The organism is Embleya australiensis, from assembly GCF_051903075.1.
In the GTDB taxonomy this organism is placed as follows: Bacteria; Actinomycetota; Actinomycetes; order Streptomycetales; family Streptomycetaceae; genus Embleya.
Window position 1 is genome coordinate 2,700,034 of record NZ_CP182423.1, and the last position, 21,634, is coordinate 2,721,667.

At 72.6% G+C, this 21,634-nt stretch carries 17 protein-coding genes; 14 read left to right on the top strand and 3 right to left on the bottom strand.

Going from position 1 to position 21,634, the window contains the following annotated elements; translation table 11 throughout:
• The first annotated feature begins 13 nt into the window (after positions 1-13).
• The 8 genes from ACMXN5_RS41915 to ACMXN5_RS41950 all read left to right on the top strand — a co-directional run bounded on the left by ACMXN5_RS41915 (position 14) and on the right by ACMXN5_RS41950 (position 11,488).
• Complete coding sequence (locus ACMXN5_RS41915) at positions 14-760, top strand: aspartyl/asparaginyl beta-hydroxylase domain-containing protein (RefSeq protein ID WP_439680121.1); 747 nt, start codon at positions 14-16, stop codon at positions 758-760.
• A complete protein-coding gene (locus ACMXN5_RS41920; protein ID WP_439680122.1) occupies positions 750-1,985 on the top strand; it encodes an Ldh family oxidoreductase in 1,236 nt (411 codons plus the stop codon). Before ACMXN5_RS41915 ends, ACMXN5_RS41920 begins: the two co-directional genes overlap by 11 nt.
• 45 nt (positions 1,986-2,030) lie before the next feature.
• Positions 2,031-2,792: an aspartyl/asparaginyl beta-hydroxylase domain-containing protein gene (locus tag ACMXN5_RS41925; protein WP_439680123.1), complete on the top strand. Its 762-nt coding sequence runs from the start codon at positions 2,031-2,033 to the stop codon at positions 2,790-2,792.
• A gap of 2 nt (positions 2,793-2,794) precedes the next feature.
• Complete coding sequence (locus ACMXN5_RS41930) at positions 2,795-5,164, top strand: lantibiotic dehydratase (protein WP_439680124.1); 2,370 nt, start codon at positions 2,795-2,797, stop codon at positions 5,162-5,164.
• Positions 5,161-6,231, top strand: coding sequence for a pyridoxal-phosphate dependent enzyme (locus ACMXN5_RS41935; RefSeq protein ID WP_439680125.1), 1,071 nt, complete (start codon positions 5,161-5,163; stop codon positions 6,229-6,231). The genes ACMXN5_RS41930 and ACMXN5_RS41935 overlap by 4 nt, the downstream gene beginning before the upstream one ends.
• A gap of 96 nt (positions 6,232-6,327) precedes the next feature.
• The gene (locus ACMXN5_RS41940; protein ID WP_439680126.1) at positions 6,328-7,047 is read left to right on the top strand and encodes a thioesterase II family protein; all 720 of its coding nucleotides are present in this window, start codon (positions 6,328-6,330) and stop codon (positions 7,045-7,047) included.
• On the top strand, positions 7,044-7,913 hold the full coding sequence (locus ACMXN5_RS41945) for an SDR family oxidoreductase (RefSeq protein WP_439680127.1): 870 nt from the start codon (positions 7,044-7,046) through the stop codon (positions 7,911-7,913). Before ACMXN5_RS41940 ends, ACMXN5_RS41945 begins: the two co-directional genes overlap by 4 nt.
• Before the next feature lie 761 nt (positions 7,914-8,674).
• Complete coding sequence (locus ACMXN5_RS41950) at positions 8,675-11,488, top strand: non-ribosomal peptide synthetase (protein ID WP_439680128.1); 2,814 nt, start codon at positions 8,675-8,677, stop codon at positions 11,486-11,488.
• Positions 11,489-11,517: 29 nt separating this feature from the next.
• Here the strand turns inward: ACMXN5_RS41950 and ACMXN5_RS41955 are convergent, their stop codons facing one another.
• Positions 11,518-12,819: a helix-turn-helix domain-containing protein gene (locus ACMXN5_RS41955; protein WP_439681398.1), complete on the bottom strand. Its 1,302-nt coding sequence runs from the start codon at positions 12,817-12,819 to the stop codon at positions 11,518-11,520.
• 530 nt (positions 12,820-13,349) lie between these two features.
• Between ACMXN5_RS41955 and ACMXN5_RS41960 the strand changes: the two genes are divergently transcribed.
• Together ACMXN5_RS41960 and ACMXN5_RS41965 are read left to right on the top strand one after the other, a co-directional pair.
• Positions 13,350-13,856, top strand: coding sequence for a VOC family protein (locus tag ACMXN5_RS41960; protein ID WP_439680129.1), 507 nt, complete (start codon positions 13,350-13,352; stop codon positions 13,854-13,856).
• Between the two features lie 163 nt (positions 13,857-14,019).
• Positions 14,020-14,532 carry a hypothetical protein gene (locus tag ACMXN5_RS41965; RefSeq protein ID WP_439680130.1) on the top strand — a complete coding sequence of 171 codons (513 nt, stop codon included), beginning with the start codon at positions 14,020-14,022 and terminating at the stop codon, positions 14,530-14,532.
• Between the two features lie 59 nt (positions 14,533-14,591).
• Here ACMXN5_RS41965 and ACMXN5_RS41970 read toward each other — a convergent pair whose 3' ends face one another.
• Positions 14,592-15,764 (bottom strand): MalY/PatB family protein, encoded by a 1,173-nt coding sequence (locus ACMXN5_RS41970; protein ID WP_439680131.1) that lies wholly within the window; start codon positions 15,762-15,764, stop codon positions 14,592-14,594.
• 137 nt (positions 15,765-15,901) lie between these two features.
• Here ACMXN5_RS41970 and ACMXN5_RS41975 point away from each other — a divergent pair, with 137 nt between their 5' ends.
• Positions 15,902-16,411: a DUF2867 domain-containing protein gene (locus ACMXN5_RS41975; RefSeq protein ID WP_439680132.1), complete on the top strand. Its 510-nt coding sequence runs from the start codon at positions 15,902-15,904 to the stop codon at positions 16,409-16,411.
• A 160-nt stretch (positions 16,412-16,571) separates the two neighbouring features.
• A complete protein-coding gene (locus ACMXN5_RS41980) occupies positions 16,572-17,432 on the top strand; it encodes an MMPL family transporter (RefSeq protein ID WP_439680133.1) in 861 nt (286 codons plus the stop codon).
• A gap of 75 nt (positions 17,433-17,507) precedes the next feature.
• Here the strand turns inward: ACMXN5_RS41980 and ACMXN5_RS41985 are convergent, their stop codons facing one another.
• Positions 17,508-19,133 carry a flavin-containing monooxygenase gene (locus ACMXN5_RS41985; protein WP_439680134.1) on the bottom strand — a complete coding sequence of 542 codons (1,626 nt, stop codon included), beginning with the start codon at positions 19,131-19,133 and terminating at the stop codon, positions 17,508-17,510.
• Positions 19,134-19,303: 170 nt separating this feature from the next.
• Between ACMXN5_RS41985 and ACMXN5_RS41990 the strand changes: the two genes are divergently transcribed.
• Both ACMXN5_RS41990 and ACMXN5_RS41995 read left to right on the top strand, forming a co-directional pair.
• Positions 19,304-19,963, top strand: a complete 660-nt coding sequence (locus ACMXN5_RS41990) for a TetR/AcrR family transcriptional regulator (RefSeq protein WP_395797205.1) — start codon at positions 19,304-19,306, stop codon at positions 19,961-19,963.
• A 501-nt stretch (positions 19,964-20,464) separates the two neighbouring features.
• The gene (locus ACMXN5_RS41995) at positions 20,465-21,577 is read left to right on the top strand and encodes a chitinase (RefSeq protein ID WP_439680135.1); all 1,113 of its coding nucleotides are present in this window, start codon (positions 20,465-20,467) and stop codon (positions 21,575-21,577) included.
• Positions 21,578-21,634 lie beyond the last annotated feature (57 nt).

Genomic DNA, 21,634 nt, shown 5'->3' on the forward strand with positions numbered 1-21,634 from the left:
GGCCACGAACACGATGCGTGAGCCCACGCCGCAGGACAGCGCCCGGGCCCTGACCGGCTGGGCCGCCGAACAGGGCATCGACCCGGACGAGTTGGACCGGATCTACCGCGGTCTCGATCCCGACGACCCGGTGCGATCCCGGGCCGGGCACCTGCAATCCCCCGCGATCCTGGTGCCCGGACTGGCCGCCTCGCCCTGGCACGACCCCGACCGGTATCCGTGGGTCGACGCGTTGGAGAGCCGATACCCGCGCATCCGCGACGAGTTCGAGAAGCAGTTCGCGAGCGACGGGATCGACCGGCACCCCGAGGAGCGCGAACTGGCCGCGACCGGCGGCTGGAACGCGTACCACTTCCACACCATGGGGACCACGTTCCCCGAGCATCTGGCGCAATGCCCGGCCACGGCCGAGGCGTTGGCGGCGGTGCCCGGGGTGGCCGACGCCGGGATCTGCTACTTCTCGATGCTGGCGCCGCGAACCCGGGTCAAGCCGCACTGCGGCTTCGTGAACACCCGGATTCGTTGCCATCTCGGCCTGATCGTGCCGCCGGACTGTCGCATGCGGGTGGGCACCGAGACCCGGGCCTGGCGGGAGGGCCGGTGCTCGGTCTTCGACGACTCGTTCGAGCACGAGGTGGCCAACGACTCGGACCGCCCCCGGGCGGTGCTGCTGGTGGACACCTGGCACCCCGATCTGACCGACGTCGAGCGCCGGGCCATGGAGTTCGTGATGCGGATGTGGACGTCCGATGTGGACTGACCCGAGGGCGCCCGGCCCCGCACCGTCGGCCGCGCCGACGCTGCCGCCGATCCGTGCCGCGTCGACCGACGCGGACGCGATCCGGGTACCACCCGCCGAGTTGACCCTGTTCGTCGACTCGGTCTGCCGCCGCATGGGAGCCGGCGGGCAGGTGGCCGTCGAGGTCGCGGAACACCTGGTCGGCGCGAACCTGGCCGGACACGACTCGCACGGCGTGTTGCGGCTGCCGCAATACGTCGCCGAGGCGGAGCGCGGCGACCTGATACCCGGCGCCCGGCCGCACGTGCTGCGCCGGCGCCGGGCGAGCGTACTGCTCGACGCGCGTCGCGGGTTCGGGCACTACTCGGCCCGGATGGCCTGCGAGTTGGTGGCCTCCCTGGCCATCGAACACGGCGTCGGAGTGGTGGCCATCCGACACTGCGGCCACATCGGCCGGCTCGGGCACTACTGCGAACTGCTCGCGAACGCCGGTCTGGTCGGGATGCTCACCGTGGGAGCCGCCGGTCCCGGTGTCGGCGTGATGGCGCCGCCCGGCGGCTCGGGACGGTTCCTCGCGGCCAACCCCTGGGCGCTCGGCGTGCCCGGCACCGATCACCCGGTGGTGGTGGACGTGTCGATGGCGCTGCTCGCCGAAGGCAAGATCACCGCCGCCGCGGCGCGCGGCGAGGCACTGCCCGAGGGGTGTGTCGTGGACGCGGGACGGCGTCCCAGCCGGGACCCGGCCGACTACCTGGCGGGCGGCGCGTTGTTGCCGCTGGGCAGCCCGGTGGCCGCGCACAAGGGCTTCGGCCTGGCCCTCGGCGCGGCCCTGCTCGGCGGTCTGGCCGCGATCGACGACGCTACGCCGACCCTGGCCGGCTCGCAGCGCCCACCCGACTCCACCGGCCGGGGCGAGATCGCCGGCGTCTGCCTGATCGCGATCGACCCCGAGGCGTTCGGCGGCCTGGAGCCGTATCGGGCGATGATCGCGGACACCGCCGCGCTGATCGCCGACGCCGAGGCGGCCGGGGCACACGCGAGCGTCCCCGGCGCCCCGGAACATCGCAGCCGACAGGCCCGCGCGACGGGGATCCCGCTGCCGCGCGCGACCGTGGCCGACCTGATCGCGGTCGGCGCCCGGTTCGACGTCCCGACCAGGCTGCCGCGCACGGGCGACGCCGACGTCGACCCGGGAACCGCCGACCTCGCCGCGCCTCGGCCGGAACGTCCGTCACGTCGGCCCTGAGCACACCCGAACGCCCCTCGTGGGCACGGAAGGAAGGAGCGCGGGATGCCCGCGTGGGTCAACGACAGTCGGCCGTTCCTGGACCGGTGGATCGACGAACAGCACCTGGACCGGTCCCGGTTGACCCGGATCCTGGACGGCCTGGAGGTCAGTTCGTGGCGCGAGCCCGCCGACGAGGACGCGGTGCAGCGCCCGGAAGTCCTGCTTCCCGGCCTCACCGCGCAACCGTGGTGGGACCGACGGCAGTTCCCCTGGATCGCCGACCTGGAGGCCGGATACGGCGCGATCCGGGAGGAGTTCGAGGCGGTCGGCGGGCTGGTCCCCGCCGACGCCGTCCGACACCCCAACTCCGGGAACCTGGCCGAGGCGGGCGACTGGAACGCGTACTACTTCCACCTGCTCGGCCGCTCCTACCCGGAGCACATCGCCCGCTGCCCGCGCACCATGAAGGTGCTGTCCGAGCCGGACGGGGTGGCCGATTCGGGCATGTGCTACTTCTCCATCATGGGTCCGCGCACCCATGTCGCACCGCACTGCGGCTTCATCAACGCCCGGGTGCGCTGTCATCTGGGCCTGGTGGTGCCCGACGGCGGGCGGATGCGGGTCGCCGACGAGACCCGGACCTGGAGCGAGGGCCGGGCCATCGTCTTCGACGACTCGTTCGAGCACGAGGTGTGGAACGAGGCCGAGTCGGGCCGCGCGGTGCTGCTCTTCGACGTCTGGCACCCGGAGCTGACCACGATCGAGAAACGCGCGCTGGCGTACATGATGACCGTTTGGAAGACCTTCCTGTACGAGGACGACTAGGGATGGGCGACGAGACGGACGTCCCTGAGCCGCAGGGGTCGCAAGCGGGATCGGTGCCCGCGTCCGGGCCGGCGGCCGAGGGGCCCTGGCGGTTATCCGGTTGGGCGCTGGTCAAATCCACCGGGTTCGCCTACGAGTCGCTGGAGGATTTGCGCGTCCCGGACCCGGCCGATCCGCACGCGGGCGGGAAGGCCGCCGTCGTGGGCGGATCGGCCGACGCGGACCTGATCGCCGAGTGTGTGCGCCGCCTGCTGCGCACCTGCGCGGATCCGCGCTTCCTGGAGGCCGTCCTGCTCTCCAGCCGGGGAGCCTACGAACGCCTGCACCACTGGTTGCGGACCGACCCGGACCCGAGCCGGCTGCGCTCGGCCGACCGGCGACGGGTGTTGCTGGCCGCGATGTACCTCCAGCGCATGTGCGCCAAGAACGAGAGCACCAGCTTCTTCGGTCCGGTCGCCTGGGCGCGGGTGCGCCCGGACGAGCCGTTTCGGCTCGACCTCGGGGAGCCGGCCCCGGTGCGCTTGGCGACCGCCTGGACCCACTGGGCCGCGCAGGCGATCGCCGACGTGATGAGCGCCGATCCCGACGTGCTCGCCGAGGTGGCGCCGCGCGTGCCGCCGAATCTGGTCGAGCGGGACGGGCGGCAGTTCGCGGTCCGCTACGACCGGTGGCCGATCACCCTGGACGAACGGGTCGAGCCGCCCCGGACGCCGGCCGAGCGGGCGTTGGTCGCGCGCTGCGACGGGCGGACCACCGCCGCCGAACTGGCCGCCGCCGAGGGCCTGGACCTCGACGGCACGCTCGACCTGCTGCGCGCGCTGGACCGGCGCGGCTCGGTGCGCTTCGGGCTGACCGTCCCGGTCGGCCTGATCGATCCGCTGCGCCCGCTCACCGAGTTCGCCGCACGCCTGTCCGGCCCGGCGGGCCGGCGATGGCGCGGCGTACTGGCCGAACTGGACCTGCGCCGACAGCGATTCCACGAGGCGCCGTCCCTGGCGGCGCGCCGCGAGGCGTTGTCCGCCGTCGGGCGCACGTTCACCGAGGTCACCGGGGCCGCGGCGGACAAGGACGCGGGTCGGCACTACGCCGACCGGTCGATCCTGGTCGAGGACGGACGCTTCCCCTGGCCGCGCTTCGACCTCGGCCGCCCGCTGCACCGGTATCTCACCGACGAGGCGCCGATGCTCCTGGACCTGCTGTTCGAACTGTCGCTGGCCCGGCGGCGACGACTGGTCGCCGAGATCACCGAGTGGTTCGCCGACACGTTCGGCGGGCAAAGCGTGCCGCTGGACCTGGTGTTGGCCGCTGCCGATGCGGCCGGGCTCGGTGAGCGGCTGCGCAAGATCGACGACCGGACCCGGATGGACGGGCCCTCGGCGCTCACCGACCGGCTGCGCGCCAACGCCGACCGGCCCCGGGTGCGGCTCGACATGGACTGGGCGAAACGGGCCGCGGCCCGGGTCGACTTCGACACGTGGTGCGTGGCGGGCGCCGACCTGTTCGTCGCCGCGCCGGACGAGGCGGCGATCAACGCCGACGCGTTCACCGTCGTGGTCGGCGAAGTACACGGCCTGCACGACCAGTTGCTCCAGGGCCTGTGGCCGGCGCTGCATCCGGACCGGGCCGGATTCGAGGCCGAGATCGGCGGCCTGATCGAGGAGCTGACCGACGCGCGGATCTGCGATCCGGTCCTGGCACACGGGCGCAAGACGCTGGCCCGCGCAGAGGTGCTGCCCGAGGTGGAGTTCCTGGGTACCAGCCCCCGCCCGCCCGGACGGGTCGGCCGCGCGGCCGACCTGCGGGTGCGCCTCGACGGCGGCGAACTCGTGCTCGAATGCCCGACGTTGGGTCGGGTACTGCTGACCAGACCGCCGCTGCCGTCCTGGGGCGACGAGGTCGAGTCGATCTTCACGCCGTTCACCGGCGCCCGACTGATCGGCGCCGAGGACATGTTCCGCGCCCTCGACGACGTCCCGCACCTGCCCCGGCTGACCGTGGGCCGCACCGTCGTGCACCGGGAGACCTGGCGGATCCCCGCGCCGCCGCCGCGATCGTGGAGCGGTCTGCACCCGGCCAACCGCACCCGGATGCGCCGGTTGCGCGACCGGTACGGGTTCCCCGACCAGGTCTATGTGCGCTTCGCCGGCGAACCCAAGCCGATCTTCGTGGACTTCGAGGTACCGGTGCTGGCCGACCTGTTCTCGCGCCACTACGACCGGGCGCACGGCCCGATCGTGGTCTCGGAGATGTTGCCGGGACCGGCCGACCTGTGGCTGCGCGACCACGCGGGTCGACACACCGCCGAACTCCGGTTCGGCTACTACCGGGCACGAGCAGGGGCAGGGGCACGGGCGGGGGAGCGCAGCGGATGAATCGCGGACCGACCGGACCACCCTGCCTGGGAACGGACTTCCCCCTGCCGACCGCCGGTGCGGGCGAACTCGGGATCGGCGGCACCCCGCTCGTACCGCTGGTACTGCCCGTGTCCGGCATCGGCCGCCGGTTGTGGCTCAAGCTCGAAGGGGCCAACGCGTACGGATCGATCAAGGCCCGTACCGCGCACGCCCTGATCGAGCACCTGGAACGCAACGGCGGCCTGGAGCCGGGCGGATCGATCGTCGAGTCCACCTCCGGCAACCTGGGCGTCGCGCTCGCCGGCATCTGCCGCGCCCGGGGCTATCGGTGCACCCTCGTGGTGGACCGCGACACCCCGCGCCGGAGCATCACGCTGATGGCGGACGCGGGCGCCGACGTGGTCCTGGTCGAGCCGACGGCCGCCGGCAACCCGGTCGCCGAACGGCTGCGCATGGTGCGCCGGATCCTCGCCGCCGACCGGCGCATGCGCTGGACCGACCAGTACGGCAGCCCCGCCAACCCGAACGTGCACGAACGCTGGACGGGACCCGAACTCGCCCGGGGCATCGGTCGGGGCATCGGTGCCGTCGGCCCGGACGCGGTGGTCGCGGCGATCTCCACCGGCGGCACCCTGGCGGGCCTGTCCGCCTACTTCCGCCGCGCCCACCCGAACACCACGATCGTGGCCGTGGACGCGGTCGGTTCGGCGGCGACCGGCGGCGAACGCGGCGCGCGGCCGGCCAAGATCCCCGGCTTCGGCTCCGGCCGACGCTCGTCGTTCCTGCGTCCGGGCGACTGGGATGTATGCGTGCGCGTCGCCGACGAATACGCCGCGCCGGCCTGCCGGGTCGTACGCGCGGCCACCGGCCTGACCCTGGGCGGCTCCTCCGGCGCCGCGCTGCTGGGCGCGGTGGTCGCCGCCCGAGGCGATCCGGAACTGCGCGAGATCGGCGTGATCTGTCCGGACCTGGGCGCGGCGTATCTGAACACGATCTACGCGGGCCGTCGCCCGCCGCCCCCCGAGTCCGAACCGGCCCTGCGCGAGGGCCTGGCCGACCTGGCCGCCGCCCGCAGACGCGGGTGAACCGTCCGGACCCGGGCCGCGAGGCCCGGGGCCGGGAGCAGGACGCCCGCCGTGCGGGTGGGAACGGAGAACACGCGGATGCGAAACGGAGCCGAGATGAAACCCCTGCCGCTGGTGTGCCTGCCCTTCGCCGGTGTCGGCGCCTCGATCTTCCGTACCTGGTGGGGGCGCGAAGGACACGGCCTGAGCATCGTGCCGGTGCAACTGCCGGGCCGGGAAGAGCTGATCGACGACGAGCCGCACCGGGACATCGGCGCCGCGATCGACGAACTCGCCCCGCGCGTGCGGGCCGCGCTTCGGGGTCGTACCGAGATCGCCGTGTTCGGACACAGCATGGGCGCCTTCCTGGGCTACGAGTTGGCCCATCGCCTGATCGACACCGCCGACATCCGCGTCGCGGTCCTGGTGGTCAGCGGCTCGCACGGCCCGTACCAATCACGCCGGCGGCAGGTCACCGGCCTGTCCGACGAGCAATTCCTGGACGGAATCGCCGAGTTCGTCGGATACCGGCCGGCCGCGCTGGACGACCCGGAGTTTCGCGAACTGCTGTTGCCCGTGCTGCGCGCGGACGCCGAGATGCACGAGCGCTACCGGCCGACCGTCGACCGGCCGCTGCCCGCGCCCATTCTCACCGTGCGCGGCAGTGCGGACGACATGGTCTCGGCGCGTGAGGTCGGGCAGTGGCAGGCGGTGACCACCGCGCCGCTGCTCACCGCCGAACTCCCGGGCGGACACATGTATCCCACCGAACAGGCCGACGCGCTGCTGCGGTTGATCGCGGGCACGGTGGGCCAACCGGTGGGTCCGAGCCGATGAGCGCGGCGGAGACCCGGGGCCGCGCACACGACGACGGCGCACCGCGACTCGCGGACAGGACCGCCGTGATCACCGGCGCGGGTCGGGGGCTGGGTCGGGCCTGCGCGGTGCGCTATGCCGAGGCGGGCGCCGACCTGTTGCTGCTCGACGTCGCCTCGGACCACCCCGGCGTGCCGTATCCGCTGGCCTCCCCGGCCCAACTGGCGGAAACCGCCCGGCAATGCGCGGAGTTCGGCGTCGAGGTGGTCACCTCGGTCGCGGACATCACCGACGCGTCGACCGTGGACCGGGCGATCGATCTCGCCCTGGACCGGTTCGGCGGCATCGATGTGCTGCTCAACAACGCCGGTATCGCCGCGCCTTCCGGCAAACCGATCCACGAGATCCGCGAGGACGAGTGGCAGTTGATGCTCGACGTCGACCTGAGCGGCGCGTGGCGGCTGATGAAGGCGGTGGCGCCGGTGATGGTCGAACAGCGCGGCGGCAGCATCGTGAACGTCTCCTCGACCGCCGGCATGGTCGGCTACCGCAACTTCGCCGCCTACGTCGCGGCCAAACACGGCCTGATCGGGCTCACCCGCGCGGCGGCGCTCGACTACGCGCCCTATGGGGTGCGGGTCAACGCGCTGTGCCCGGGATCGGTACGCGACGATCCGCTCCTGGAGGGCCGCATGCTCGGCGAGATCGCCCGCTCCCTGGACGTCCCGGCCGACGAACACGAGGCAGCCTTCGTCCAGGCCCAACCGACCAACTCCCTCGTCGAACCGGCGGACGTGGCCGGCGCGGCCCTGTGGCTGGCCGGGGACGAGGCCCGCCAGGTCACGGGAAGCCTGCTCGCGGTCGACGGGGGGTTCACGGTCCGATGAAGAACGAGGCCCGGATGCGAAAGAGCGAGGCGACGAATACGAACGCGACGGGCGGCGCGGGCGGTGTGCGACCCAAGCCGAGGATGGCCGTGGCGGGGCCGGCTGCGGCGGGCGCGGGCGCTGGGTCGGCGGGTGCGACCCCTGTTCCGGCGGGCATGGCGCCGCCTTCGGTGGGTGCGGGCGCCGCAGTTCCCGACCCAGCGGATGCGGGGTCCGAGTCGGCGGGTGCCGGGCTCGGTTCGAGGTGCTGTGCGGGCACACCGACCGTGCCGGCTACGGCGGTTGGGTCGACGGTGGTGAACGCGCGTCCCGAACCGACCGCGTCGGACCCGGGCACCGGGCCAGGAAACGTGGATGCGGCCTCCGGGGCCACGGTCGTGGATGGCGCCGTTGTGACCGCCGCCTTGGGTGCGGCCGCCGGTTCGACCGGTTCGACTGCCGTGGACGCGGCGACCGCGCCCGCTGTTGTCGGCGCGGCTCCCGGTTCGAGCGCCTTGGGCGTGGCTTCCGGGTCTGCCGGCGGGGTGGTGCTGGGCGGGGTTGATGCGTCGGATGTACAGGCCGAGGCTCGCGTTTTGGTGTCGACCGGGCGTTGCCGGGGGCGTTCTGCGCGGGCGTTGCAGCTTGGGCGGGGCTGCCACAGTCTTGTCCGGCGGTTGCCGGTGGGGGTGGACGAGGAGACCGTGCGGCTCGGCTTGCGGCGGGCTGCCGAAGCTTGGCCGGGGGTGAGGGTCGGGGTCGCGTGGCGGCAGGTGTTGGCCGTGGACTCGGATCATCCGCTCGCCCGACGGCGGCGGGAGCGGGAGGCCGAGCGGCCGGTGCATCCGGCTGCCGGGCCGCTGCGGGTGTTGGTCCTGGTGTACGCCGACGGCGTCGCCGACCTTGTCCTGGTCGCGGAGCGGGTGGCGGTGTCGCCCTACGGGCTGCACCGGCTGGCCGAGGTGTTGTTCGGCGGCCCGATCCCGGCAGACCCGGTGACCGTACCCACGGTGCCGACGCTCGCCACCGAAATGCCGGAGTTCCGGGCGAACCGCCCCGAGGCCGCGCCGGCCTGGGCGCTGGGGGAGCCGAGCGAGGTCGGGCGGATCGGGTGGGCGTCGGTGCCGCTGCCCGCGCTGCCCGGGCTGTACGAGCGGCTGCTCCCGGCGGCCGTGGCGCTCGTGTCGGCCCGGCACGCGGGCGAGCCGTGGCAGCGCTTCGCCGTCCTGGACGTCGCCGCCGAGACCGTGGCCGCCGCGACGCCGTACGGCCGATGCCGCCGACTGGGGTCGCATGTGCACGACGTGCGGGTGGACGAGGACGACACGGTCGGCCGCTACCTGCATCTGATCGCGGCGAGTTGCCCCGCCGCCGGGCCGATCGTGGTCGCGCCGGCGGAGCCGGGCCCCGCGCCGCAGACCGTGCTGATCACCGCCGCCGACGGTCCGGACGGGTGGGCCGACTACCGCCCGTCCCTGGCCCCGATCGTGCCGCTCACGCTCTACGCCGCGGCGGACCCGGCCGGCACCCCGACGCTGACCTGCCGCCACGACGCGGGACTGGTCGACGCCTCGGTCGCCGAGCGGATCTGTCGGCACATCGCGCGTGTCGTCCGCGAGTTGCACGCCGCCGCCGACACCGCTCCGCTGGCCACGATCACCTGGCTGAGCCCGGCCGAGACCCGGGACACGCTGCGCCTGGGCGGCGTGGACCGGCGACTCGACCCCGCCCCCGACCGGGCGGACACGATCCATGCCCGCTTCGCCGCGACGGCCGCCGCGCGACCCGATGCGATCGCCCTCTCCGACGACGACGGCACGTACACCTACCGGGAGTTGGCCGCCCGCGCCGCCCTGACGGCCCGCGGTCTGCGAGCAGCCGGAGCCGAACCCGGGGACCGCGTGGGCGTGCTCCTGGAACCGGACGCCGAGACCGTGGTGGTGCTCCTGGCCGTACTCACCGCCGGCTGCACCTACGTGCCGCTCGACGTACGCCATCCACCCGCCCGACTGCGGCACACCGCGACGGACGCCGGCCTGCGCCTGGTGATCGGCGACCCGAAGGCCTTCCCGGCCGATCCGCGCGACCCCACCGACCCCACCGACCCGACCGACCGGACCGCCCCGACCGTCACCGTCCTCGACCCCGCGACGATTCGCCAACGCGCCTCGGAATACCGCGAGTTCTCCCCGCCCGCCGTCGGCGCAGCGCACCCCGCCTACGTGATCTACACCTCCGGCTCCACCGGACGGCCGAAGGGCGTCGAGGTGCCGCACGGCAACGTTCTCGCGCTGCTCGACGCGACCCGCGACCTGCTCGCCCCGGGAATCGACGACGTCTGGACCCTGTTCCACTCCACCGCCTTCGACTTCTCGGTCTGGGAGATCTGGGGCTGCCTGCTCGGCGGCGGCCACCTGGTGGTGGTCTCCTACTGGACGGCCCGCTCGGTCGAGGACTTCTACGACCTGCTGGTCGAGCGGCGCGTGACCGTGCTCAACCAGACGCCGTCGGCCTTCGCCCAACTCGTCGAGGTGGACCGCAGACGGGCCGAGGACCTGGCGCTGCGCCTGGTGGTCTTCGGCGGCGAGCCGCTGCATCCGCCGATGGTGCGCCCCTGGTTCGAGCGGCACTCGTACTCGGAGTGCCGGTTGGTGAACATGTACGGCATCACCGAGACGACCGTGCACGTCACCGCCCAGCCGTTGACCCCGACCCGGGCGACCAACGAGGCGCGGTCCGTGGGTGCGCCGCTGCCGGGCTGGTGGGTGTCGGTGCGCGACCCGAGGGGGCGGGTGCTACCGCCCGGGGTGGCGGGCGAGTTGTGGGTGGGCGGGGCCGGCGTGGCGATCGGCTACCTGGGCCGCCCCGAGCAGACGGCCGAACGGTTCGTGGTGGATCCGCACACCGGGCAGCGGGTCTACCGCAGCGGCGATCGCGGTCGGCTGCGCGCGGACGGCCGGATCGATCATCTGGGCCGCCTGGACACCCAGGTGAAGGTGCGCGGCTACCGCATCGAACTGGGCGAGATCGAGGCGGTGTTGCTGGAACACGCGAGCGTGATCGAGGCGGCGGCGGTGGTGGTCCGCGGGGCGAATGCCGACGACGGCGCGGAGGCCCGGATCGACGCGTATCTGGTGCTGGTCGACGGCGGCGACCCGGCGCAGGTGTTGCGCGCGGCGCGGGCGGTGTTGCCGGAGTACATGGTGCCGGGCCGGGCCGTCGTGGTGCCGGCGCTGCCGCTGACGGTGAACGGGAAGGTCGACACCGACCGGCTCGCCGCACTGTCCGCGCCGGACGAAGACGCGGTGCCGGCTGTGAACGGCCCGGACCCGATGGCGGCCGATCCGCCCGCCGGATTCGGTACGCCCGCCGAGTCGGCGACGGCCGCGACGGTGTGGGAGATCTGGCGGCGGGTGTTGGGCGCCGATGCCGGGCCTGACGAGGGCTTCTTCGAGGTTGGCGGCAACTCGCTGTTGGCGACCCGACTGCTTGCCGAGTTGCGGGCGGCCGGTCTGCCGCGGATCACGGTGCGGCAGTTCTACCGGCACGCCACCGTGCCGCGCCTGGTGGCGTTGTTGACCGAGGGCGCCGGGTGAGCAGGGCCGGCCCGGCGCCGTCGGGTACGTCAGCGGGCGGTCGGCCCGGGGTCGTCGGCGCCGACCCGGGTCTCCTCGTCGCCGGCGCGTTCGGCCGCGTACGCGCGCAGCAGGGTGGCGAGGCGGTACCGGTCGGGGCCGGTCTCCTCCAACAGGTGCACGCTGACCAGGCTTTCCAGCAGTCGGCGGGTGTGTCCCAGCGGGCGGCCGATCAACCCGGCGGCGACGGACGCCTCCAAGCGCCCGTCCGGATGCAGGCCGAGCAGGCGAAACGCCCGCGCGGCCTCCGGGTCGAGGTCGCGATAGGACCCGAAGAACGCGGAGCGCAGCGCGAGGTGCGGGTCGTCGGCGTCGGCCAGCAGGTCCAACCGGCTTTTCTCGTCGTCGAGTTCCTCGGCGAGCAGCGAGAGCGAGCGGTGCGGTCGGGTGGCCAGGCGTTCGGCGGCGATCCGCAGGGCCAGCGGCAGATGGGCACAGTGTCGGGCCAACTTCCGGGCCGCGTCCGCCTCGGCGAGCACCCGATCGGGGCCGACCACCGCGCACAGCAGCGCTACCGACTCGGCGGGCGACATCGGTCCGAGCGGGATCTTGGACGCGCCGGCGCGCACCGCGATCCCGGTCAGTCGGCGGCGACTGGTCACCACGGCGGCACAACCGGCGGTTCCCGGCAGCAGGGGCGTGACCTGCCGGGAGTCCGCCGCGTTGTCCAGGATCACCAGCATGCGCAGACCGGCCAGCAGGCTGCGGAACATCGCGGCGCGCTGTTCCAGGTCGGCCGGGACGGCGGGCGGACACACCCGCAGCGCGATCAGGAAGTCGGCCAACACCTCGGTCGGACGCACCGGTTCGGCATCGGGGGAGGAGCCGCGCAGATCGCGGTAGAGCACGCCGCCGGGAAACGACCCGGAGACCTGTCCGGCCCAGCGGATCATCAGCGCGCTCTTGCCGACGCCGGCCGGCCCGTCGATGGCGACCGTCAGCGGCAGTCCGGTCTCCGTACTGTGTGCCAGGAGCGCGTCGAGATCTCGGAGTTCGCGTTCGCGGCCGACGAATCCGGCGGTGGAGGGCGGGAGTTGGGCGGGACGCAGGCGGGGCGGGAGGTCGTCGGCCGTGGAACCGGCCAACGCGGCCAGTACGCCGTCGGCTGCCAGTTCCCGGTCGCACAAGCGGGCCAACTGCATGGTCGGCGTCGACATGCCGTTCTCTATCTTGCTCAGCCAGCCCGGACTGTAGGCCACGAGTCCGGCCAACTGCCGCAGGGACAGGCCCTGTTGTCGACGATGATGGCGCAGGGCGGCGCCGAACGACACGGTGTGATCGTCCATGTTCACCTGCTGCAAGGGACCGAACCTTTCCTGTGTGGAAACTGTCGGCACTGCCCGGACGCACCCAGGGTGAGGTGGCCCGTCCGGGTTCCGAAGGCCCTGGGGCTCTTGTGGAGCGCTCTCCCGACGCGGGTCGACGTCGGGATCCGGCGTGGCCGGAGGGCCGAGGCCGGTCGGGCGACGAATGGGCGGGGGAGATGGATGTACTGCCCATCCAGAGAGTCACCCTAGGAGAGCGGAAGGCGGTGCCGGCAGATTGAAACGCGCCAAACACCCCGCCCTGAAGCCTGGTTGGGGTGCCGATGTGACAGTTGTTGCATCAGTGGTGTTTGTGAGCTTTCGAATCCGACACGTGACCCGTCGGTCACGCTGCGACTACTCTACGCTGTGGGCGGAGTTCGCTCGACTCCGCTTCGCCGAACGCACTTCCCCTGCGCCGAACGCGCGTCCCCCGTCGCGCGGTCCACGTCGAACGACCCGCGTCGCACCCCGCGTTGCGTGCGGCTCGCCTCGAACAAGTCACCCAGGGAGGCACGGTGACGATCCGTCGGATCAACCACGCCGTCATGTCCGTCCGCGACCTCGATCTCTCCACCCGGTTCTACCGTGACGTCGTGGGCCTGGAGGTGGTCAGCAGCCTGCCCGCCACCGCGCACTGGCCGGCCATGGCCCTGCTGCGCTCCGCGCCCGAGTCGAGCATCCGCCACGATCTGGGCCTGATCGCCAATACCGGCCCGGGAGCGGTCGTCGGCCGAGGGCCGTACCACGTCGCCTTCGAGGTCGACACGATCGCCGACCTCCGACGCGCGCGCCACCGGTTGGCGGCGGCCGACGCGCTCGGCGGCAGTACGGACCAGGGCATGGGCATTTCCGTCCACGGTCACGACCCGGACGGGATCATGGTCGAGATCCTCTGGCGCACCCCCGTGGGGGCCTGGTCCCACCCGGACGAACCAAGCTGTACGTCCCTCGACTTCGGCCGGCCCCGCCCACACCCGCACGGCCGGTCGGCCACCGATCGAGTGGTCGGCGCACCGGCCTGAGCCGGATGCGGAGCAGACCGGCGCCCACGCCGCTCGGCACCCGCTCGGCCCGGCCCGGAGGGGCGTGGCCGGCCCGGTGGCCTCGGTGGTCTACCGTGCTGTGCAGCGTGACCTGACGGGCGCCGGCGACTCCGGCGTGTGTATCGAGAACGGGATCGGATCGTTGAGCGAGGAACAGCCCGACGCCGTGGTCGAGCGGGTCGCGGCCCGACACCTGATGCGCACCGGGCCGCACCCCGACGCCGCCGGCCGACCCGACGCGGTGTCCGCCGTCGACCCGGACGCCGTATTGGTGACCGCCTGGTGCACCTGCCTGCTGTGGCGTTCGCGGCTGCCCTGGACCGCGCGGGAGCACACGGACACCTTCGAGACCCACCTGGCCCAGGTGCGCCGCGCCGCCCGGATCCTGCCGCCCGACCTGGTGGACGGCCGCTTCGCCTACCTGCCCTGCGCGGACGAGGCCGCGGCCCTCGCGGTCGCCGAGACCTGGATCGACCTGGGCAGCGCCCGCAGTCGGTTGTTCCTGGACGGCAGCGGGGTGGTGATCGCGTTCGCCGACGTACAGTTCCCGACCGAGGTCGCGCTGTGGGCGCTGCGCACCGACCGTACCGACCCCTCCGCCGCGTACCTGCTGCACGCGCTGGAGTATCTGGCCGGCCCGAACCGGACGGACTGAGCGCCCGCCGAGACGGCCGAGTCCGTGCGGATCGGCCGTCCCGGCGATGCGTGTGGTGGTCAGAGCGCGGCGGCCATCCGGCGGATCGCGTCGGTGACGATGTCCGGGTGGGTGCCCAGGTTGAGCCGGGCGTGTCCCGCGCCGCCGGTGCCGAAGTCGACGCCGCAGGTCAGCGCGACCTTGGCCCGGTCGAGGAAGTACGCCGCCGGGCGGTCGCCCAGGCCGAGGTCACGGCAGTCGAGCCAGGCCAGGTAGGTGCTTTCGGCGGGGGTGTAGCGCACGGCCGGCAGGTGTTCGGCGAGCAGGTCGGCCAGGAGCCGCCGGTTCGCCGCGAGTCCGGCCAGGAGGGCGTCCAGCCAGCCGACACCGTCGCGCAGCGCGGCGGTGTGCGCGATCACGCCGACGTGGCTGGGGCCGTGGCTCACCTCCTCGGGCAGCGCGGCCAGTTCCTCGGCGGCGGCCGGGCCGGCGATGGCGAGCGCTGCCTTGAGCCCGGCCAGGTTCCAACCCTTGGACGCGGACATCAGGGACAGGCCGTCGGCGGTGCCCGGGACGCTCAGGTACGGCACGTACCGGTCCGGCGGCGCCAGCGGCGCGTGGATCTCGTCCGCCACGACGCGCACCCCGTGCTCGGCGGACAGCCGGGCCACGGCGGCCAGTTCGGCCTCGGTGTGCACCGTCCCGGTCGGGTTGTGCGGGCTGCACAGCAGATAGGCGACCCGTCCGCCGGCGGCCGTCGCGGTACGGAAGGTGTCGGCCAGTACGTCGAGATCGATCCGGTGGTCCGCGCCGAGCGGGGCCTCCACCACCTGGCGATCCATGTTTTTCAGGAACATGTAGAACGGCGGATACACGGGTGAGTTGACCACGACCCGATCGCCCGGCCCGGTGACCAGTTTGAGCATCTCGACGACGCCCTGCATCACGTCCGGCACGATCGCCGTACGCTCGACCGCGAGCGAGTGCCACCCCCACCGCTTGGCGGCGAAGTCGGCCAGGGCGGTGGCGTATTCGGTGCCCGCGGCATACCCCGTGTCGCCGAGCCGGACGGCGTCGGTCACGGCCTGGATGATCGGCTCGGCCAGGGGGACGTCCAACTCGGCCACCCACAGCGGAAGTACATCCTCCGGGTAGGCGAGCCACTTCATGCTGGTGCGCCGACGCAGCGTCTCCAACGTGAGCGCGCGCAGCGGATCGACATTCTCGGCGATGGGCTCCGACAGACTGTCCATGAAACCCACGATAAGCGAGCACCCGCCCGGGAGAAGAGGGTGTGACGAGGGCGAATGAACGACGGGCCGCGCCGAATCCGGGTCGGGCACGCCCTAGGATCGACCGGATTGGCAAGTCGGTGTCGGGAGGATGCTTCGTGGGTGGCGCGCGGGTGCGGCGGATCGTGGTGCCGGACGTGGCGGCGCCCGGCGCGGAGTCGTCGGGAGCGGGGCTGCCGGGCGCGGGGTTGCCGGGGGCCGAATACGCCTCGGCGTTCGAGCTGGGGACGGCGACGGCTCGCGCGCGTACCCCCGAGCAGTGGGCCCGGGCGGTGTTCGAGGGGTCGCCGGCCGTGTTTCGCGGGATGCTGCTGATCGGATGGACCCTCGTGCTCGGGTTGCGGCTGGGCCCGCGGCCGTCGCCGACGCACGTGCTGGGCTGGTCGATCGCGACATCCGACGCCGACTCGTGCACCGTGACGGCGAGTTCACGCCTGGTCACGGCGCACAACACGCTGCTTGTCCGGGACGACGGTGTCGTGTGGATCACCCGGGTGCGCCACGAGCGGCGCATCGGCCGTGTGGTGTGGGGCGCGATCGCGCCGATTCACCACCTGACCGTCCCGTGGCTCCTGCGGCGCGCGAGCCGCAGCACGCTGCGCGGCTGACCGTACACACGCGGGACCCATGCCACCGGGCCGGCCACGCGCCCGTTTTTGGCGGGCGCGAGTCGTGTCGGAGGGTTCTCGCGCCGATCGGTCACATCCGGCACGCCGGGCGCGTCATAGCGGCGAAGCCTGTGCCGATCGACACGATCCGGGAAGACCCATGACGTTCACCGAACAAGCTCCCCTCACGGCCCCACGAGCGGGGGTGTTCGCCCGCCTCGCCGGCTTCGCGCATCGCCGCAAATGGCTCGTCGTGGGGCTGTGGCTGGTCGTTCTCGTCGGCACCTGGGGCGTCGCCTCGACGGTCGGTGACGACTACCACGAGGACTACTCCATCCCGGGCGCCGAGTCGCAGCGGGCGTCGGACCTGCTCGCCGCACACGCCTCGGCCGAGGCCGGCGACACCCTCCAGATCGTGCTGCGCGACGAGGCCGGCCTGCGTACCGAGGCGACCTGGCAGCGGATCGAGGCGATGCTCGGCAAGGTGGCCGGACTGCCCATGGTGGCGCAGGTGCGCAGCCTGTACGACGATCCGGCGGCGATCTCCCCCGACGGCCGGGTCGGCTATGCCACGGTGGTGCTCACCGGTACCTCGGAGGAGATGACCACCGCGCAGACCGAGCGGATCCACGACACCGCGCGGTCGATCCGGCACGACGGGCTGCGGGTCGAGTTGGGCGGCGAGGCGGCCCGGGCGATGGGCCGGAACGAGAGCAGTGGTGCCGAGGGCGCGGGGATCCTGGCCGCGCTGGTCATCCTGGTCTTCCTGTTCGGCACCCTGATCGCGGCCGGACTGCCCATCGTCACCGCGCTGTTCGCGGTCGGCTCGTCGATGGCCGCGGTGGTGGTCGCCTCCCGGGTGTTCACCATCGCGAGCTGGGTGCCGTTCGTGATGATCCTGGTCGGGCTCGGCGTGGGCATCGACTACGCGCTGCTGATCTTCGCGCGGTATCGCAGCGAACTGGTGCGCGATACGGAGCCTGCGCGGGCCGCCGGTGCCGCTCAGCCGGCGAACGGCTGAGCGGACGACCCGCTTTCTTCCGGGGTCGGTTCTCCCGGGGACCGGCCCCGGAACTGCCCTTTGCCCGGGGGGCGTTCAGTGCGCGGCCCGCTCGGCCGGGTGTGGCCGGGCGGTGGCGCGGCCGAAGCGCATCCCCCGGTCCTGGAGCGAACCGTGCTTGAACAGCAGCACGTCGCGCGGGTAGTTCTGGTGCAGTCGCCACGGCGCGGTCGGGCCCTGCTTGGGCAACATCGCGGTGCCGCGCAGGACATAGCCGGACTTCAGGTCGAGCAGCGGTTCGAGCGGCGCGTCGGCGGGCGGGGCCTGTGGCACGCACACCTGGTAGCCGTGCGCGTCCATGTGGTTGAGCAACCGGCATACGTAGCGGCTGACCAGGTCGCACTTGAGCGTCCACGAGGCGTTGGTGTAGCCGAGGGCCAGGGCGAAGTTGGGCACGCCGGAGAGCATCATGCCCTTGTAGGCGACCGTCTCGGACAGTTCGATCGGGGTTTCGTCGACGGTGAGCGTCATGCCGCCGATGGCCAGCAGGTTCAGGCCGGTCGCGGTGACCACGATGTCGGCGGGCAGTTCGGCACCCGAGTCCAGACGCAGTCCGGTCTCGGTGAAGCCGGCGATGGTGTCGGTGACGATCGAGGCCCGGCCGCCGCGTAGCGCGGCGAACAGGTCGCCGTCGGGGACGAAGCACATGCGCTGGTCCCACGGGTCGTAGCGGGGCGCGAAGTGGGTGTCCACGTCGTAGCCTTCGGGCAGTTGCCGGATGGCGCCCCTGCGCAGCACGGACTTCATCAGCCTCGGCGCGCCGCGCGAGAGGTGGAAGGCGAGCATGGTGAGGCCGACGTTCTTGGCCCGGATCAGCGGCAGCGCGGCGCGGTCCGGCAACACCCGACGCAGGCGTCGGCCCACCGTGTCGCGTGCGGGCAGCGCCATCACGTAGGTGGGCGAGCGCTGGAGCATGGTCACGTGCGCGGCGGTGTCGGCCATCGAGGGGACCAGGGTGACGGCGGTGGCGCCGCTGCCGATGACCACCACCCGCTTGTCGGTGTAGTCCAGGTCCTCGGGCCACGCCTGGGGGTGGACGACGGGTCCGGCGAAGTTCTCGATGCCGGGGAAGTCGGGGGTGTAGCCCTGGTCGTAGCGGTAGTAGCCGGTGCACACGAACAGGAACGAGCAGGTCAGCTCGACGACTTCGGTGGGACGTGCCTCGTCGCCCGGATCGGATGCGGCTTCGTCGGCGGGGTTCGGCGATGGCGTCGGGGTCGGGGTCGTTGCTGTCGATATCGGCGTCGGTATAGACCTCGCCGAGGGCGCCTGCGTCGCGAGTGCGACCGGCCGCCGGGCGGCGCGTACCGTCCACCGGGCCTCGCCGCTCGACCACTCCGCGCCGAGCACCCGATGCCCGAAGCGCACCAGCCGATCCACGCCCTGTTCGCGCGCCGTGTCGCGGATGTAGTCGCGGATCGCCGCGCCTTCGACGATCGCCTCGTTCGCGGTCCACGGCCGGAAGGAGTAGCCGAGGGTGTGCATGTCCGAGTCGGAACGGATCCCGGGGTAGCGGAAGATGTCCCACGTGCCGCCGATCGCGTCGCGGCCCTCCAGGATCAGTACGGACTTGCCCGGGGAGTGTCGGCGCAGGTGGCAGGCGGCGCCGATGCCGGACAGGCCCGCTCCGACGATCAGTACGTCGACGTGTTCCCTGGCCATGCCGTTCCCCATTCCGCGAGGGGCGCCCGACAGTGGGCGACGGGTGCGACACCCGTACGAACGCCGGTGCGGCGCGCGGCTACCGGGCGGTAGCGTAGGCAACGGTATCGACGTGGCGTCGAGCCAGTCAACACAGTGTCGAGACGTTCGACGGGCGATAGGGTTCGGGGGTGACCGAGACCCCCGCCACGGACAGCATCCGCCCGCGTCGGGGCCGGCGCGACTCGCGTCCCTCGGGCGACGATCGGGAGCGGGCCATCCTGGCCACCGCGGAGCGGCTGCTCGGCGGGCGCGGCCTGGACGAGATCTCCATCGACGACCTGGCCCGCGGGGCGGGCATCTCGCGACCCACCTTCTACTTCTACTTCGCCTCCAAGGAGGCGGTCCTGCTCAGCCTGATCGACCGGGTGGTCGCCGAGGCCGACGCCGGCTCGGAGGGCATGCTCGAAGACCTGCCGGCGGACCCGACGGCCCACTGGCGATCGACGATCGACGCCTTCTTCGCGACCTTCCGGGCCCACCGCGCGGTCACCCTGGCCGCAGCCCGAGCCCACGGCACCAACCGCGAGGTACAGGAGCTGTGGGCCCGCGTCATGGAGAACTGGATCCGCCGAGCCACGGCCGCCATCACCGCCGAACGCACCCGAGGCGCCGCCCCCGACGGCCCCCCGGCCCGAGCCCTGGCCATCGCACTCACGTCGATGAACGAACGAGTCCTCCTGGCCACGCTCGCCACCGACCAACCCTCCCTATCCGAACCGGAGGCAGTAACCACCCTGCTCCACATCTGGCTGACCGCCATCTACCACCCTCCAACCCCACCCCGGTAGCCCCCACCACCCCGCATCGTGCGCCGGTTCGGGCCGTGTGCGCCCTCGCGTCCCGCGCCGCCCGGGGTCGTGCGTCGCCTCGCGTCCCGCGCCGGTTCGGGCTGTGCCTCGCCTCGCGTCGTGTGCCGGTTCGGGTTGTGTGCAGCGTCTCGTGCCTGGTCCCGCGTCTCGTGTCCGGCCTTTCGCCTGGACTCGCCTTCTGAGCCCCGCCCTTCGCCTCGGCCCGTGCCTGGCTCCGCGCTCACCCCGCGTTCCGCGCTCGGCCCCGCGTTTTGTGTTCGGCTCCGGGGTCGCGTTGCGGTTTGTGGTTCGGGGGTGCGGGGTGTTTGACGGAGTTTGACTGTGGTCTGGACCTGTTGACCTGGAGGTCTGGACCACTTTAGCGTTTTGGTGTTGCACCACGTGAGTTTCCGGGCCCGTCCCCGCCCGGGAGGTAGGCGTGCCACGCAGGACGTTCCTTCCGTGCCCGGCCGCGCTCGAACGGCCGGAAGGATATCGAGCATGAAGCGCAGGACCTCACGCCTGCTTGGGGTCGCCCTGGCGGTCGCCTTCGCGGTGGGCGGCTCCGTCGCCGCGTCCACCCCGGACGGCATTCAGGGCAGCGGCCGTCCGCACCTGGCGAAGGCCACCGCGGCCACCACCGCCGACCCGCCGGACGATCTCTGTCCGCGCAAGCCGAAGCCCTTCGGCAAGGTGATCCAGGGCTACTGGGAGAACTGGGACGGCGCGGTCAACGGCGTACACCCGCCGCTCGGCTGGATCCCGATCACCGACGCGCGCATCGCCGCGCATGGATACAACGTCCTCAACGCGGCGTTCCCGGTCATCCTCGGCGACGGCACCGTCCTGTGGGAGGACGGGATGGACTCGACCGTCAAGGTGGCCACCCCGGCCGAGATGTGCCAGGCGAAGGCGGCCGGCGCCACCATCCTGATGTCCATCGGCGGCGCCGCGGCCGGTATCGACCTCAACTCCCGTGCCGTGGCGGACCGGTTCATCGCGACCGTGGTGCCGATCCTGAAGAAGTACCAATTCGACGGCATCGACATCGACATCGAGACCGGTCTGGTCGGCGGCGGCAACATCAACACCCCGTCCACCTCGCAGGCCAACCTGATGCACATCATCGACGGCGTACTGGCCCAGATGCCACCGCAGTTCGGTCTCACGATGGCCCCCGAAACGGCCTACGTCACCGGCGGCAGCGTCACCTACGGCTCGATCTGGGGCGCGTATCTGCCGATCGTGAAGAAGTACGCGGACAACGGCCGGCTGTGGTGGCTGAACATGCAGTACTACAACGGCAACATGTACGGCTGCAACGGCGACTCCTACTCCGCCGGCACCGTCGCCGGCTTCACCGCGCAGACCGACTGCCTGAACCGTGGCCTGGTCGTCCAGGGCACCACGATCAAGGTTCCCTACGACAAGCAGGTCCCCGGCCTGCCCGCGCAACCGGGCGCGGGCGGCGGCTACATGTCGACCGGCCTGGTCTCCCAGGCGTGGAACAAGTACGGCGGCGCACTCAAGGGTCTGATGACCTGGTCGCTGAACTGGGACGGCTCGCGCAACTGGACCTTCGGCAACAACGTCAAGGCCCTCCAGGGCCGCTGACCGCGCCGACCGCACGGCACGGCACGCGCACACACCGGGCGGTCCCGTCACCCCCAC

Excerpts from the sequence above, each read along its gene's own strand:
- ACMXN5_RS41995 (WP_439680135.1), top strand. The coding sequence starts at position 20,465 with ATGAAGCGCAGGACCTCACGCCTGCTTGGGGTCGCCCTGGCGGTCGCC.
- ACMXN5_RS41935 (WP_439680125.1), top strand. The coding sequence starts at position 5,161 with ATGAATCGCGGACCGACCGGACCACCCTGCCTGGGAACGGACTTCCCC.
- ACMXN5_RS41970 (WP_439680131.1), bottom strand. The coding sequence starts at position 15,764 with ATGGACAGTCTGTCGGAGCCCATCGCCGAGAATGTCGATCCGCTGCGC.
- ACMXN5_RS41915 (WP_439680121.1), top strand. The coding sequence starts at position 14 with ATGCGTGAGCCCACGCCGCAGGACAGCGCCCGGGCCCTGACCGGCTGG.
- ACMXN5_RS41920 (WP_439680122.1), top strand. The coding sequence starts at position 750 with ATGTGGACTGACCCGAGGGCGCCCGGCCCCGCACCGTCGGCCGCGCCG.
- ACMXN5_RS41925 (WP_439680123.1), top strand. The coding sequence starts at position 2,031 with ATGCCCGCGTGGGTCAACGACAGTCGGCCGTTCCTGGACCGGTGGATC.
- ACMXN5_RS41980 (WP_439680133.1), top strand. The coding sequence starts at position 16,572 with ATGACGTTCACCGAACAAGCTCCCCTCACGGCCCCACGAGCGGGGGTG.
- ACMXN5_RS41945 (WP_439680127.1), top strand. The coding sequence starts at position 7,044 with ATGAGCGCGGCGGAGACCCGGGGCCGCGCACACGACGACGGCGCACCG.
- ACMXN5_RS41940 (WP_439680126.1), top strand. The coding sequence starts at position 6,328 with ATGAAACCCCTGCCGCTGGTGTGCCTGCCCTTCGCCGGTGTCGGCGCC.
- ACMXN5_RS41985 (WP_439680134.1), bottom strand. The coding sequence starts at position 19,133 with ATGGCCAGGGAACACGTCGACGTACTGATCGTCGGAGCGGGCCTGTCC.
- ACMXN5_RS41930 (WP_439680124.1), top strand. The coding sequence starts at position 2,795 with ATGGGCGACGAGACGGACGTCCCTGAGCCGCAGGGGTCGCAAGCGGGA.